This window comes from Streptomyces sp. NPDC002867, from assembly GCF_053591895.1.
This window is the reverse complement of the sequence record NZ_JBSFUR010000022.1, coordinates 1-14,046: the sequence shown is the minus strand read 5'-3', so window position 1 is coordinate 14,046 and position 14,046 is coordinate 1. Positions and strand designations below refer to the sequence as shown.

Annotated in this window: 11 protein-coding genes; 5 read left to right on the top strand and 6 right to left on the bottom strand. The window is 71.7% G+C overall.

Annotated features, from left to right (window positions below; genetic code table 11):
• The first annotated feature begins 28 nt into the window (after window positions 1-28).
• From ACWD0A_RS21285 to ACWD0A_RS21270, 4 genes are all read left to right on the top strand, one after another.
• The gene (locus ACWD0A_RS21285; RefSeq protein ID WP_177147643.1) at window positions 29-1,054 is read left to right on the top strand and encodes an ATP-dependent 6-phosphofructokinase; all 1,026 of its coding nucleotides are present in this window, start codon (window positions 29-31) and stop codon (window positions 1,052-1,054) included.
• A 266-nt stretch (window positions 1,055-1,320) separates the two neighbouring features.
• Entirely contained in the window at window positions 1,321-2,376 is a 1,056-nt protein-coding gene (locus tag ACWD0A_RS21280) for a helix-turn-helix domain-containing protein (RefSeq protein ID WP_451300293.1), read from the top strand.
• 524 nt (window positions 2,377-2,900) lie between these two features.
• Complete coding sequence (locus ACWD0A_RS21275; RefSeq protein ID WP_451300447.1) at window positions 2,901-4,451, top strand: M4 family metallopeptidase; 1,551 nt, start codon at window positions 2,901-2,903, stop codon at window positions 4,449-4,451.
• Window positions 4,452-4,680: 229 nt separating this feature from the next.
• Window positions 4,681-5,655: a LuxR C-terminal-related transcriptional regulator gene (locus ACWD0A_RS21270; RefSeq protein WP_451300291.1), complete on the top strand. Its 975-nt coding sequence runs from the start codon at window positions 4,681-4,683 to the stop codon at window positions 5,653-5,655.
• Window positions 5,656-5,677: 22 nt separating this feature from the next.
• Here ACWD0A_RS21270 and ACWD0A_RS21265 read toward each other — a convergent pair whose 3' ends face one another.
• From ACWD0A_RS21265 to ACWD0A_RS21240, 6 genes are all read right to left on the bottom strand, one after another.
• Window positions 5,678-6,289, bottom strand: a complete 612-nt coding sequence (locus tag ACWD0A_RS21265; protein WP_451300445.1) for an XRE family transcriptional regulator — start codon at window positions 6,287-6,289, stop codon at window positions 5,678-5,680.
• A gap of 218 nt (window positions 6,290-6,507) precedes the next feature.
• On the bottom strand, window positions 6,508-7,344 hold the full coding sequence (locus tag ACWD0A_RS21260) for a carbohydrate ABC transporter permease (protein WP_307713364.1): 837 nt from the start codon (window positions 7,342-7,344) through the stop codon (window positions 6,508-6,510).
• On the bottom strand, window positions 7,344-8,210 hold the full coding sequence (locus ACWD0A_RS21255) for a carbohydrate ABC transporter permease (protein WP_307713363.1): 867 nt from the start codon (window positions 8,208-8,210) through the stop codon (window positions 7,344-7,346). The genes ACWD0A_RS21260 and ACWD0A_RS21255 overlap by 1 nt, the downstream gene beginning before the upstream one ends.
• Before the next feature lie 7 nt (window positions 8,211-8,217).
• Complete coding sequence (locus ACWD0A_RS21250) at window positions 8,218-9,576, bottom strand: ABC transporter substrate-binding protein (protein ID WP_451300289.1); 1,359 nt, start codon at window positions 9,574-9,576, stop codon at window positions 8,218-8,220.
• Between the two features lie 143 nt (window positions 9,577-9,719).
• Complete coding sequence (locus ACWD0A_RS21245) at window positions 9,720-10,400, bottom strand: response regulator (RefSeq protein ID WP_451300287.1); 681 nt, start codon at window positions 10,398-10,400, stop codon at window positions 9,720-9,722.
• A gap of 313 nt (window positions 10,401-10,713) precedes the next feature.
• Window positions 10,714-12,375 carry a sensor histidine kinase gene (locus ACWD0A_RS21240; RefSeq protein ID WP_451300285.1) on the bottom strand — a complete coding sequence of 554 codons (1,662 nt, stop codon included), beginning with the start codon at window positions 12,373-12,375 and terminating at the stop codon, window positions 10,714-10,716.
• 96 nt (window positions 12,376-12,471) lie between these two features.
• On the opposite strand from ACWD0A_RS21240, the gene ACWD0A_RS21235 reads away from it, so the two are divergent.
• The gene (locus ACWD0A_RS21235) at window positions 12,472-13,863 is read left to right on the top strand and encodes a cation:dicarboxylate symporter family transporter (RefSeq protein WP_451300283.1); all 1,392 of its coding nucleotides are present in this window, start codon (window positions 12,472-12,474) and stop codon (window positions 13,861-13,863) included.
• Window positions 13,864-14,046: the final 183 nt, after the last annotated feature.

Here is a 14,046-nt window from a genome sequence, read left to right as displayed (position 1 = left end):
TACCACGACGAGCAGGAGACACGGCACGATGCGTATCGGAGTTCTCACCGCAGGCGGCGACTGTCCTGGCCTGAACGCAGTGATCCGGTCGGTCGTGCACCGCGCCCTGACCGGCCACGGCGACGAGGTCATCGGCTTCGAGGATGGCTTCCGTGGTCTGCTCGACGGCCACTACCGCCCCCTCGACCTCAATGCTGTGGGCGGCATCCTCGCCCGCGGCGGCACCATCCTCGGCTCCACCCGCCTGGAACGCGGCCGCCTGCGCGAAGCCGCCGAGAACGCGGCCGACTTGGCGAAGCAGTACGGCATCGACGCGCTCATCCCCATCGGCGGCGAGGGCACGCTCACCGCGTCCCGCCTGCTGTCGGAGGCCGGGATGCCCGTCGTGGGCGTCCCCAAGACGATCGACAACGACATCTCGTCCACCGACCGCACCTTCGGCTTCGACACCGCCGTCATGGTCGCCACCGAGGCCATCGACCGCCTCAAGACCACCGCCGAGTCGCACCAGCGCGTGATGGTCGTCGAGGTCATGGGCCGGCACGCGGGCTGGATCGCCCTGGAGTCGGGCATGGCGGGCGGTGCGCACGGCATCTGCCTGCCCGAGCGGCCCTTCGAGGTCGACGACCTGGTGAAGATGGTGGAGGAGCGCTTCGCGCGCGGCAAGAAGTTCGCGGTCGTCTGCGTCGCCGAGGGCGCGCACCCCGCCGAGGGGTCGATGGAGTACGCCAAGGGCGAGATCGACCAGTTCGGTCACGAGCGCTTCCAGGGCATCGGCAACCGGCTGGCCGCGGAGCTGGAGCGGCGCCTGGGCAAGGAGGCCAAGCCGGTCATCCTGGGCCATGTGCAGCGCGGCGGCACACCGACCGCGTACGACCGGGTCCTCGCCACCCGCTTCGGCTGGCACGCGGTGGAGGCGGCGCACCGTGGCGACTTCGGCAAGATGACGGCGCTGCGCGGCACGGACGTGGTGATGGTGCCGCTGGCCGACGCGGTCACGCGGCTGAAGACCGTGCCGGAGGACCGGGTGTTCGAAGCGGAGTCCGTCTTCTGAGCGGTCCGCCCCCGCTGTTCTCCGACGAGCGGCCCCGAACGTCCTTCCGCGGACGGTCGGGGCCGCTCGTGCTTCCCCCGTGATTCCCCCGTTTCCCCCGTGATCCCCCGTGCTTCCCCCGTACGCCCCGGGTGGCCCGCGCGGTCGGCGCGGAATCCGGTTGGCGCAGATCACTCTTGAGTTCCGCGGCCCTCGTCGCAAGGCTGTTTCCCGTCCGGGACATGTCCCACCCTGTCCCAGCTGGTGAGTCGGCACAAGGAGAGCGGATGGCGGGGACCAGGAGCGGTGCTCCGGATCCGGAACGGGCCACTGACGCGGCCGAGTTCGTGGCCGCTCTTCAGGCGCTGAAGGACTGGTCGGGGCTGACGTATCGCGAACTGACGTCCCGCGCCGACGCGGTGGGCGACGTGCTGCCGCGCTCCACGGTCGCCAACATGCTCGGCCGCGCCACGGTGCCGCGCGAGGAGCTGGTCGCCGCCTTCGTGCGGGCGTGCGGCTGCGACCCGGGCGACCTGGACACCTGGCTGCGGGTGCGCAAGGAGCTGGCCCGCGGGGAACGGCAGGCCTCGGAGACACCGGACGCCGCCCCGCCCGCTTCCGAGGCGGCGGGCCGCGAGGCCGTGGGCGGGGCCGCCCAGGCACCCGACAGCGCACCCGCCGGGCCCGCGTCCGCATCCGGCCCCTCCGCGCCCCGGCCGCGCCGCCGGGCACGGCTCCTGCTGCCCGTCGCCGGGTTCCTGGTCGCGGCAGCGGCGGTGGCCGCGGCCGTCGTGCTTCCCGGTGACGGCGACGGCGACGAGGACGGACGCGGTCAGGGGCGGGGGAACGGCCGGCCCGTCGCCGCCGCGTCCGGGCCGGGGCCCGCGCCCGCTCCCGGGGCCGTGACGATCCGAGCCGTGCACTCGGGTCTCTGCCTCGCCGAGGACGGTGGCCAGAACGGCCAGTTGTACCAGCGCGCCTGCGCACCGGACTCGGTCCCGCGCTTCTCGCTCAAGCGGATCGAGGGCGGCTGGCGGCTGGTGACGTTCCACCAGAAGTTCGGTGAAGGCTGCACGGGCGTGCAGGACAAGTCGGTGGAGGACGGCACCCCCGTCGAGGACCAGGAGTGCGGCAAGCGCGGCCCGGCCGAGGCGTTCCGCCTGGAGCCGGTCGGCAGCCCCGTCCGCGGATACCGGCTGCGGCCGCTCCACAGCGACCTGTGCGTCGGCGTGGAGGAGGGCACCGAGCGGGCGGGGGCGCCGCTGCGGCAGCTCGCCTGTGCCGCTGACGCGAAGGGCCAGCTCTTCGCCTTCGACCGCAGGTCCTCGACGACGACGGGGTGAGAGGCCGCCCACCCGGCGCGCGCACGTTCCGCGTGCCGCGCGTTCCGCCTGACGACGTTCCGCGTGCCGCGCGTTCCGCCTGACGCACGTTCCGGGTGAACCGCGCCTTCCCGCTGTCGCCGTCAATTCACCCAGAACGGGCTTGAGCAGCCCGTCGGCGGGCACCTCGGGCGGGCAAAACGGAAATCGCCGCTGACGCGATTCGGCATGTCGGGTATACGACAGCCGTTCATTTGTCTGACCACTGTCATTCGACCGCCGGTTACTGGCAGTCTCGGCCGGGTTCCACCAGGCAGGCCGAACACCGCGCCCCTGTCCGGCACTTCCTCCCCACGTCGTGCTCCGGGCCGCGGTACCGGTCTGCCCGCCAGCTCCTGACACCCCATCAGAGCGGCCCACCCCCGCCGCTCACCCCCCACCGGGCCGCGGACCCCGCGCGGCTCCCTGCCGAGGAGACCTGAGTGACACGCAGCACCACCCGCAGGGCGACCACCCGAGCCGCGGTTCTCGTGGCGTCGGCCGCGATGGTCGTCGTCGGTATGCAGACCGGTTCGGCGACCGCCCGGGCGGACCGGGCCGACGACGCGACGGCCACCGCCCAGGCGCCCGCCGACCGCGTCTTCGCCCTCAAGGCGGCGCAGGCCGGGGCCGGCGCCGAGGCGCATGCCCTCGGTCTCGGTGACAAGGAGAAGCTTGTCGTCCGCGATGTCGTCGAGGACGCCGACGGCACTGTGCACACGCGGTACGAGCGCACGTACGCCGGACTGCCGGTCCTCGGCGGCGACCTCGTCGTCCACGAGAGGAAGAACGGCAAGCGCTCGGTCACCAAGGCGACCGCAGCCCGCATATCCGTGCCCGGCACGGACGCGAAGGTCTCCGCGCCGGCCGCGGAGAAGTCCGCGCTGAAGGCCGCTGCGGCCGGGGACACCGACGAGGTCGCCGCCGAGGGCGCGCCGCGCAAGGTCGTCTGGGCGGCGTCCGGCAAGCCCGTACTGGCCTGGGAGACCGTCGTCACCGGCGTGCAGCACGACGGCACGCCGAGCGAGCGGCACGTCGTGACCGACGCGACCAGCGGAGCCGAGCTGTTCTCCTACGAGACGGTCCACACCGGCACCGGTACCGGCGACTACAACGGCACCGTCCCGCTCACCACCACGGCCAACGGCAGCACCTTCGACCTGAAGGACGGCCAGCGCGGCGGCCACCGCACCTTCGACCTCAACGGCGGCACCTCGGGCACCGGCACCCTGTTCAACGACGCCGACGACGTCTGGGGCGGCGGCCGGCAGAACGCCGCGGTCGACGCGCACTACGGCGCCGCGGTCACCTGGGACTACTACAAGAACGTGCACGGCCGCAGCGGCATCAGGAACGACGGGGTCGCCGCGTACTCCCGCGTCCACTACGGCAACGCGTACGTCAACGCCTTCTGGTCGGACTCCTGCTTCTGCATGACCTACGGCGACGGCGCGAACAACACCAAGCCGCTCACCTCGCTCGACGTCGCCGCCCACGAGATGACCCACGGCGTCACCTCCAACACCGCCAGGCTCGTCTACCGCGGCGAGTCGGGCGGCCTGAACGAGGCCACCTCCGACATCTTCGGCGCCGCCGCCGAGTTCGCCGCGTCGAACACCGCCGACGCGGGCGACTACCTCATCGGCGAGAAGATCGACATCCGCGGCAACGGCACCCCGCTGCGCTACATGGACAAGCCCAGCAAGGACGGCAACTCCAAGGACTACTGGTACCGGGGCATCAACCGGATCGACGTCCACTACTCGTCCGGTCCCGCCAACCACTTCTTCTACCTGCTGTCCGAGGGCAGCGGCGCCAAGACGATCAACGGCGTGAGCTACGACAGCCCGACCTACGACGGCAAGGCCGTCAGCGGCATCGGCCGCGACAAGGCCGAGCGGATCTGGTACAAGGCGCTCACCGCGTACATGACCTCCACGACGGACTACGCGGGCGCCCGCACCGCCACCCTGTCGGCCGCGACCGATCTGTACGGCGCGAGCAGCGCCGAATACCAGGCGGTGAACGCCGCCTGGGCCGCGGTCAACGTCAAGTGACCACGCGCTGATCGAGCGGGGCGACACCGTCGCCCCGGGCCGTGCCGTACCGCCGCTCCACCGTCGCCCCGGGCCGTGCCGTACCGCCGCTCCACCGGCGGTGCGGCACGGCTTCTCGCGCCTTTGGCAAGGCGCCCGCAAAAACTGTGGTTCCCCTCACCGCGCTCCGGCCGGGCCTCTGAGATCATCCCTTGCGCCGAACGCAACGGGCCGAGGGGAGCTGACTGTCATGGCGGAGCGGGTAAGAGGCAAGGGCCGCGTCCTCCCGGTCGACGACCCCGTCGCGGAGGAGGTCTACGCCGAGCTCGCCCGGTCGCCCTGGCTGGAGATCGCGGAGCTGGCCGCCCTGACCTCCCTCACCGAGCACGAGACCCAGGAGGCGCTCGGCCGCCTGGTGGACATGGGGGCCGCGGAGCACGCCGCCGGGGTGCCGCTGAACGTGGTCGTCCTGCCGCCGAGCGCGGTCGCCGCCGAGTGGGTGCGCCGGCTGGAGGACCAGGTGATCCAGTCGCACCAGGCCGTCGAGACGCTCACGCAGGAATACCTCGCCGCCCGTGGCGCGGGCAACGCGTCGCGGATACGGGCCGTGTCCGCCGAGGAGATGCTGCACCTCTTCGAGACCGGCCAGGAGAACTGCCGCAGCAGCGTGCGGGGGATAGCGGCGCCGCCCTTCGCGGCGGTGATCGGCACCAACGACGAACGTCAGCTGCGGCGGATGAGCCAGGGCATCTCGTACCGGACGGTCTACGCGGCCGAGGCGCTGAACAACCCGGCCGCCCGCACGAGCATGCTCCACATGCTCGCGCACGGCGAGGAGGGGCGTTTCATCGCCAGGACCCCGATGAAACTCGTCGTCTTCGACGAGGATCTCGCCCTGGTGCCGGTGGTGTCGCGGACCCGGACCGCCGAGTCCCTGGTGATCGGCCGCTCCGACCTGCTCGACGGGTTCCTCAGCCTCTTCGAGACCGTCTGGGAGATGGCGATGCCGCTGGGTGTCGAGGGTACGGTCGACACCGATCTGGGCGACGACGAACGGGAGTTGCTGTACCTGATGGCGGCGGGCTCGACCGATCTGCGCATCGCCCGCCACTTCGGGGTCTCGTCGCGCACGGTCGAACGCCGGATCAAGACGGTGCTCGAACGGCTGGGCGCCACGAGCCGGTTCCAGGCCGGTGCCCTGGCCGCCCGCCGCGGCTGGCTGTGACCCCCGCCCGCGCCGGCCGTGGTCAGCCGCCGGACAGGGCCCAGAAGTGGTCCACGATGCGCTCCAGGAAGTCACGGCCGGGCTCGCCGGTGTCCCTCGACGTCTCGCCCCAGCTCAGGGTCGCCATCATCCGGGCCTGGTAGTCGGCGTGCAGCCGCTGGAGCACGGCCTCCAGGTGGCCGCGGTCCAGCGGGAGCATCTTGCCGACCGGACGGACGTACGCCTGCCAGCGCGCGGTCACCGCGCTGCGCAGGAGCTCCGCCAGCTCCTCGTCGCGGCCCGTGGCAGCCAGCAGCGCGCGCGGGGTCAGGCGCAGGGTCTCGGCGAGCGCGGCGGTCTGGCGCTCGTTGCCGCGCCAGCGGCCCGATTCCTCCATCCGCTGGTACACGGCCGTGTCGAGACCGACCCGGCGGGCGAGGTCGTCGGGGGCCATGCCGCGCGCGATGCGGTGCTCGCGCAGGGTCGTCGCGTCGGCGAGCAGTTCGCCGGGGGAGCACCACAGGACGCCCGCGAGGGCGGTCAGTTCACGGGTGCCGGGCGTCGCGACCCCGCGTTCCCAGGCCATGACCGTGTCCGGCGAGACGTGGAGTCCGTACTGGGCCCGCAGTCCGTAGGCGACGTGACCGGGCGCCATCCCCAGGGCCTCGCGGAGTCGGCGCGCGGCGGGGGCGTTGAAGGGTGGGGAAGGGGTGTGCTGCACGGGCACAACGTACGGGGAAGCGAACGCCTGCGACTACGGTGCGTTCCCCTCAAGTTACATGTCGTAGGAATCTCCGAGCTGATCCACAACCGTGGACGTACGCCGGAGCTACCGAAGGGTACCGGCGTGCCCGTGTGGCCCCGGGCCGGGCGTCACCCCTTGACCGCGCCGCCGAGGGCGAACCCGCCGCCGAGCCTGCGCGCGATCAGCACGTAGAGCACCAGCACGGGCGCCGAGTACAGCAGCGAGAACGCCGCCAGCTGACCGTAGACCACGGAGCCGTAGTTGCCGAAGAACGTGAAGATCGAAACGGACGCGGGCAGTTGGTCGGGGGACAGGATCAGCATGAAGGGGACGAAGAAGTTCCCCCACAGCATGATGAACGTGTAGATCGTCACCACCGTCACGCCGGGTCCCATCAGCGGCAGCACCACCCGGGTCAGGGTCTGCAGGTGCGACGCGCCGTCCGTCCAGGCCGCCTCCTCCAGCACCACCGGCACACCGTCCATGAAGTTCTTCATCAGCCAGATGGCGAAGGGGAGTTGGGACGCGGCGAGGAACAGCGCCGTACCGTACGTCGTGTCGATCAGGTTCACCTGCACGAACAGCCCGTACACCGGGACCATGATCGCGGTGATCGGCAGGCACGTCGTGAAGAGGATCGTGAGCAGGTACGGGCGGGTGAACCGCGAACGGTGCCGCGAGAGCGGATACGCGGCGAGCGCCGCGCACACCACCGACACCACGGTCGCCCCGCCGCACAGCACCAGGCTGTTGAGCATCGGCGTGAACGTGATCTCGTCCGTGAGCACCGCGTCGAAGTTCTCCGCCGTCGGCGACGCCGGAATCCGTACGCGCAGGTCGGCGTCCGCGTCCACCGACGCCAGCAGCAGCCACACCAGCGGCAGGGCGAACGCCGCCGCAGTCAGCAGCAGTGCGCCGTTCGCCGCGAGGCGGGCGCGGGTGGCACGGCGCATCACGGCCCGCATCACACCTCCACCTTCATCAGACGCAGGTACACCACCGAGAACAGCGACCCGACCAGCAGAAGCAGCAGAGCCACCGCCGTGCCGTAGCCGATCAGGGACTTCAGGAACGCCTGGTCGTACATGAACACCGGCAGCGTCTGGCTGCGGTTGCCCGGGCCGCCGCGGGTCATCGCCCAGATCAGACCGAAGACGGACAGTGTGGAGAGGGTGTTGAGCATCAGGTTGGTGCCGATGGAGCGGCGGATCATCGGCAGCGTGACGTGCCAGACGCGGCGCGGGCCGCTCGCCCCGTCGACCTCGGCCGCCTCAGTGATGTCACGCGGGATCTCGGCCAGGGCGGCGGAGTAGATCAGCATCGAGAAGGCGGTGCCCCGCCAGACGTTGGCGAACGACACGGCCAGGATCGGCAGTGTGAACAGCCAGTTCTGCGAGGGGAGCTGGAGCCAGTCCAGAATCGCGTTGAGCGTGCCCTCGCGCCGGAAGAAGGTGTACAGCAGGAACGCCGCGACGATCTCCGGCAGCACCCATGCCGTGATCACCAGAACGCCCGTGAGCGTGCGCACCGGACGCGACGCGACGCGCATCAGACCGGCCAGCGCCAGGCCCAGCGTGTTCTGGCCGACGATCGCCGAGACGAAGGTGAAGACGAGCGTGAGCCACACCGCGTTGCGGAAGTCGTCGTCGGCGAAGGCCCGCCGGAAGTTCGCGAGGCCCACGAAGTCCGCGCCCGACTGGCCGGTGAGCTGCGTGTTCGTGAAGGCGATCCACACGCAGTAGCCGATGGGGCCCGCGAGGAACAGCAGCAGGAGGACGGTGGCGGGGGCGAGCGGGGCCCACCGCCACCGTCCCGTCCGGGACGCGCTCACCGGCCGCTCACCGGGAGGCGACCGCGCCGTCGGCGATGGTCCTCAACTGCTCGTCGTACGCCTTCGCCGCGTCGGCCGGCGACGCGTCACCCGTGGTCACCTTCTCCATGGCCTCGCCGATCGCCGTCGACACCTGCGGGTAGACGGGCAGCGCCGGCCGGTAGTGGGTGTAGCGCACCAGGCCGGTGAAGAAGTCGATGCCCGGCATGGACTTCAGATACCGGGGATCGGCGGCGACGTCCTCGCGCACCGCGATCTGCGCGCCGACCACGCACCACTCGGTCGCGTTCTCCTTCGACTGCAGTGTCCTGATGAACTCGAAGGCCAGATCCGGGTTCTGGGCCTTCGCCGGGATCGACCAGGCCCAGCCGCCGGACATCGAGACCTTGCCGGGCGCCTGGCCGTTCTGCGTCGGCATGGGCGCCTGCGCCAGCTTCTCGCTCCACTCCGGCCACTCCTTGGGGCCCTCGTTCACCCAGTTCTGGCCCATCCACGAGCCGTCGAGGGAGATCGCCAGCTTCCCCTCCGGGAAGAACTCGGTGGCGACCCGCGTGCCGATGTTCGGGTCGAGGGCGTCGGACACGTCCGGACCGAGCTTCTCCTTGTACACCGTGCTCACGAAGCCGAGGGCGTCCTCGAACCCCTTGCCGCCCGCCACCCACTTCTTGGCCGACGCGTCGTAGAGAGGGTCCTCGCCCGTGCCGTAGAGCAGCATCTCGAAGCCCTGCATGACCGCCGCCTCGCCGGGTCCCTTGCCGGTGTAGACGTTGATCGGGATGACGCCGGGGACCTTCTTCCTGACCGTACGGGCCGCGTCCAGGACCTCCGCCCAGTTCTTCGGCGCCCAGTCGGCCGGCAGCCCGGCCTTGGCGAAGATCTCCTTGTTGAACCACAGCCCGCGGGTGTCGGTGCCGTCCGGCACCCCGTACGTCTTGCCGTCCTCCGCCTTCGCCGCGGCCTTCGCGGTGTCCACGAAGCGGTCCCACTGGTCCCACTCGGCCAGATAGTCGTCCAGCGGCTTCAAGTAGCCGGCCCTGATGTCGGAGTTGATGCGGAAGGTGTCCTCGTAGACCAGGTCGGGCGCGGTCTTGGGGGAGCGCATCATCTGCTGCGCCTTGGTGGCGTAGTCGTTGTCCGGGGCCTGGATCGGGATCAGCTTGACCTTCTTGCCCGGATGCTCCTTCTCGAACTGCTCCTTGGCCGCCACCAGATAGGCGTCCTTGAAGCGGATCTTGTTGTCGGTGGACCGGTTGTAGGCGACCTCGACGGTGTCCGGATCGCCGCCGGAGCCGCTGCCGCATGCGGTGAGGCTCGCCGCGAGGGCGGTGACGGCGGTGATGAGGACCAGTGGGGCGGTGGGGCGCACGGGCACGACCTCCTCTGAGCCGGGGGAGCCGGGCGCCGGGCGGGCGGCGCGGGGCTGCGGGCTGCTGTCCGTGACGGTATGACCGGTCAGTTGACAAAATCAATCCCCGTGCAGAGCACGGCGGTTGAGGCCCGTGGCGGTGCTCAGCGCCGGGCGCTGACCCATCGGTACTGGAGCTCCGGGCGGCCGATCTGGCCGTACTGAGGGCTGCGGACGGCCCGCCCGGCCGTGACCAGATGCTCCAGGTAACGGCGGGCCGTGATCCGGGAGATGCCGACGGCCGCGGCGGCCTCGGTGGCGGTCAGCCCCTCGCCGGAGTCGCGCAGAGTGCGGGTGACCGCCTCCAGAGTGGGCGCGCTCAGGCCCTTGGGGAGCGTCGTTGCGTTGCGCGGCGCGCGCAGTGCGGAGAGGGCGCGGTCGACCTCCTCCTGGCCGCTGGCCTCTCCGGCGGCGGCCCGGAACTCGGCGTAGCGGCCGAGGCGGTCGCGGAGGGTGGCGAACGTGAACGGCTTCAGCACGTACTGCACGACCCCGAGCGCCACGCCCTCCCGGACGATGGCGAGGTCGCGGGCGGAGGTCACGGCGATGACGTCGGTGGAGTGTCCGGCGGCGCGCAGGGACCGTACGAGATGCAGGCCGTGCCCGTCGGGCAGGTAGAGGTCGAGCAGCAGGAGGTCGACCTCGGCCCGCTCCAGCGTGCGCACCGCCTCGGCACGGGAGTGCGCGACCCCCACGACGACGAACCCGGGCACGCGCCCGACGTAGAGCGCGTGCGCGTCGGCGGCGACGGGGTCGTCTTCGACGACCAGCACCCGGATGGTCACGGACGCACCTCCCGGGCTCGGGCCACCCCGGCGCCGCCGCGCCCCGCGGGGGCGCCGGGGTGGCCGGCCACGGGCAGGCGCCCCGTCGACGGAGCGTACGGGCCGGACCGCGTCCCCCGGCCGACCGCGGTCCTGCGCCCGCGTGAGACGTCCACGGTCACCTGCCGGGTGCGGGCGTCCGGCCTTCGGCCGGGGCGGGTGGCCTCGGTCCGCGCCTGCGGGGAGGCTGCGCGCGCCCGGGGTGCACGGTCGGGGCGGGTGCTCGTGGACCGTGGCCATGGGGCGGGCGGCGTCGCCGGGGCGTACAGGGGCGTCATGGGCGGGGCTCCGGGGTCAGGGGAAGACGGACCGTGAATTCCGCTCCGCCTTCCGGAGCGCGCGTGAGCGTGATCGTGCCATGGCCGCGGTGGACCGCCTGGCGGACCAGCGCCAGACCGATGCCCCGGCCGGGGCCGTGCGTGGACCAGCCGCGGCGGAAGACGTCCTCGGCGGACTCCGGTTCGACACCGGGACCGGTGTCGGCGACGCGCAGCAGCAGCTCGTCCCGTTCGGCCCGCGCCGTCACGGTGACGCGTGCGCGGACGCCGCCCGGCGGGGGCGACGCGATCCGCAGGTCGTCGCCCGGCCCGGCGGGGCCGGCCGGCACCAGGGCGCCGACGCCGGCCGCCGCGTCGACCGCGTTGTCGACCAGGTTGCCCAGGATCGTCACCAGGTCCCTCGACGGCAGCGACGCCGGCAGGACGCCGTCGTCGATGCGGCTGTCCTCGGTGAGGACCAGCTCCACACCCCGCTCGTTCGCCTGCGCCGCCTTGCCGAGCAGCAGCGCCGCGAGGACCGGTTCGCCGACCGCGCCCACCACGCGGTCGGTCAGGGCCTGCGCCAGCTCCAGTTCCGCCGTCGCGAAGTCGACCGCCTCGTCCGAGCGGCCCAGCTCGATCAGCGACACCACCGTGTGCAGCCGGTTCGCCGCCTCGTGGGCCTGCGAGCGCAGGGCCTGCGAGAAGCCGCGCTCCGAGTCGAGCTCGCCCGAGAGCGCCTGGAGCTCCGTGTGGTCGCGCAGGGTCACCACCGTGCCGCGCTTCTCGCCGCCGACGACCGGCTGCGTGTTCACCACGACCACCCGGTCCGCCGTCAGGTGCACCTCGTCGACCCGCGGCTCGGACGCCAGCAGCGCACCCGTGAGCGGGGCGGGCAGGCCGAGGTCCGCCACCGGGCGGCCCACGGCGTCGTCGCCGAGCCCCAGCAACTCCCGCGCCCCGTCGTTGACGAGTGCGATGCGCCGGGAGCCGTCGAGCATGATCAGGCCCTCGCGCACCGCGTGCAGCGCGGCCTGGTGGTAGTCGTGCATCCGCCCCAGCTCCGCCGCGTTCATGCCGTGCGTGTGCCGGCGCAGCCTGGCGTTGATCACGTAGGTGCCGACGCCGCCGAGCGCGAGCGCCCCGCCCGCCATCACGAGCAGCGCCGTGACCTGCTTGGCCACCTGCTCGCTGATCTCCTCGATCGTGATGCCGGCGCTGACGAGCGCGACGACCTCCCCGCCGTCACGGACCGGCGCCACGGTGCGTACGGAGAGACCCAGCGTGCCCGTGTACCGCTCGCTGTAGATCTCGCCGCGCAGAGCCGGCTCGATGTGGCCGAGGTACGTCCGCCCTATCTCACCCGGCTCCGGGTGTGTCCAGCGCCGCCCCCGCGGATCCATGATCACGACGAAGTCCATGCCCGCGTCCTTGCGCAGGGCCTCCGCGTACGGCTGGAGCGCCGCCGACGGGTCGTCCGAGCGGACCGCCTGGACGACCGACGGGGACCGCGCCGCGGCCGCGGCGGTCGCGCTGGTCTGCAGCCGGGCCGACTCCTCGGCCTGGGAGCGGTCGGTGAAGTACGCGAAGAGCGCGCAGCCCGCGACGATCGCGGCGACCAGCACGACCTGCATCGCGAAGAGCTGGCCCGCGAGGCTGCGGGCGCGGGGAATGCGCATGGGTTAAGTCTGCCTGGCCGGATTTGTGTGAACGAAACGAACGCAAGGGTGACCGGGGTCACAGGGCTGGTGGATATTCACGGCATCCATCGGGACATGGACGCACAGGAAATCGAGGAGGACCCCGTGGCCACAGGAGCCGTCAGGCGGGACCGTACCCACTATCTCTACATCGCCGTGATCATCGCGGTGGCGCTCGGCATCGCCGTCGGCCTGGTCGCTCCCGACTTCGCCGTGGAGCTCAAGCCGATCGGCACCGGGTTCGTGAACCTGATCAAGATGATGATCTCGCCGATCATCTTCTGCACCATCGTGCTGGGCATCGGCTCCGTGCGGAAGGCCGCCAAGGTCGGCGCGGTCGGCGGCATCGCGCTCGGCTACTTCGTGGTGATGTCACTGGTCGCCCTGGGGATCGGCCTCGTCGTCGGCAACGTCCTGGACCCCGGTTCGAGCCTCGCGGTGACCGACGCGGTCAAGGAAGTGGGCCAGGAGCAGGTCTCCGCCGAGGCCAAGGACACGACCGAGTTCCTGCTCGGGATCATCCCGACCACGATCGTCTCCGCCTTCACCGGCGGTGAGGTCCTGCAGACCCTCCTCGTCGCCCTGCTCGCGGGCTTCGCGCTCCAGGCCATGGGCCCGGCCGGCGCCCCGGTGCTGCGCGGCATCGAGCACATCCAGCGGCTCGTCTTCCGCATCCTGGCGATGGTCATGTGGGCCGCGCCCGTCGGTGCGTTCGGCGCGATCGCCGCGGTGACCGGTTCGGCCGGTCTCGACGCGCTCAAGAGCCTCGCCGTGCTGATGCTCGGCTTCTACGTGACCTGCTTCCTGTTCGTCGTCATCGTGCTCGGCACGCTCCTGCGGGTCGTCGCGGGCCTCAACATCCTCTCGCTCTTCAAGTACCTGGGCCGCGAGTTCCTGCTGATCCTCTCCACCTCCTCCTCCGAGTCCGCTCTCCCGCGGCTCATCGCGAAGATGGAGCACCTGGGCGTGAGCAAGCCGGTCGTCGGCATCACCGTCCCGACCGGATACTCCTTCAACCTCGACGGCACCATGATCTACATGACCATGGCCTCGCTCTTCATCGCCGACGCCATGGGCAACCCGATGTCGGTCGGGGAGCAGATCGCGCTCCTGCTGTTCCTCTTCGTCGCGTCGAAGGGAGCGGCCGGTGTCACGGGCGCCGGTCTGGCGACGCTTGCGGGCGGTCTGCAGTCGCACCGGCCGGAACTGGTCGACGGTGTGGGCCTGATCGTCGGCATCGACCGCTTCATGAGCGAGGCCCGCGCCCTGACGAACTTCGCGGGCAACGCCGTGGCGACGGTGCTCATCGGCACCTGGACCAAGGAGATCGACAAGGGGCAGGTGCGCGAGGTCCTCTCGGGACGTCTGCCGTTCGACGAGAAGACCCTGCTGGACGACCACGCGGTCGCGGAGAAGGCCGGCGTGCCGGAGCCGCGCGAGGACGAGCGCGAGCCGGTGAAGATCTGATCCCCGCCACCACCGGCGGAGGTGACGACCGTCGCCACCGCCACCGGCGGAGCTCCGCTCCCGCCACCGCCACCGGTGTGCGCCGGGCCCCACCCCCTCGGGCGGGACACAGACCGCGCATGGCACGTCCGGACCATTTGGAACCTGGCCTTCCCGGGCCCCTCGTCCCCGCCCTCACGCCGG

Coding starts and splice junctions, on each gene's coding strand:
- ACWD0A_RS21285 (WP_177147643.1), top strand. CDS start 29: ATGCGTATCGGAGTTCTCACCGCAGGCGGCGACTGTCCTGGCCTGAAC.
- ACWD0A_RS21280 (WP_451300293.1), top strand. CDS start 1,321: ATGGCGGGGACCAGGAGCGGTGCTCCGGATCCGGAACGGGCCACTGAC.
- ACWD0A_RS21275 (WP_451300447.1), top strand. CDS start 2,901: ATGGTCGTCGTCGGTATGCAGACCGGTTCGGCGACCGCCCGGGCGGAC.
- ACWD0A_RS21270 (WP_451300291.1), top strand. CDS start 4,681: ATGGCGGAGCGGGTAAGAGGCAAGGGCCGCGTCCTCCCGGTCGACGAC.
- ACWD0A_RS21265 (WP_451300445.1), bottom strand. CDS start 6,289: ATGGCGCCCGGTCACGTCGCCTACGGACTGCGGGCCCAGTACGGACTC.
- ACWD0A_RS21260 (WP_307713364.1), bottom strand. CDS start 7,344: ATGCGGGCCGTGATGCGCCGTGCCACCCGCGCCCGCCTCGCGGCGAAC.
- ACWD0A_RS21240 (WP_451300285.1), bottom strand. CDS start 12,375: ATGCGCATTCCCCGCGCCCGCAGCCTCGCGGGCCAGCTCTTCGCGATG.
- ACWD0A_RS21235 (WP_451300283.1), top strand. CDS start 12,472: ATGGACGCACAGGAAATCGAGGAGGACCCCGTGGCCACAGGAGCCGTC.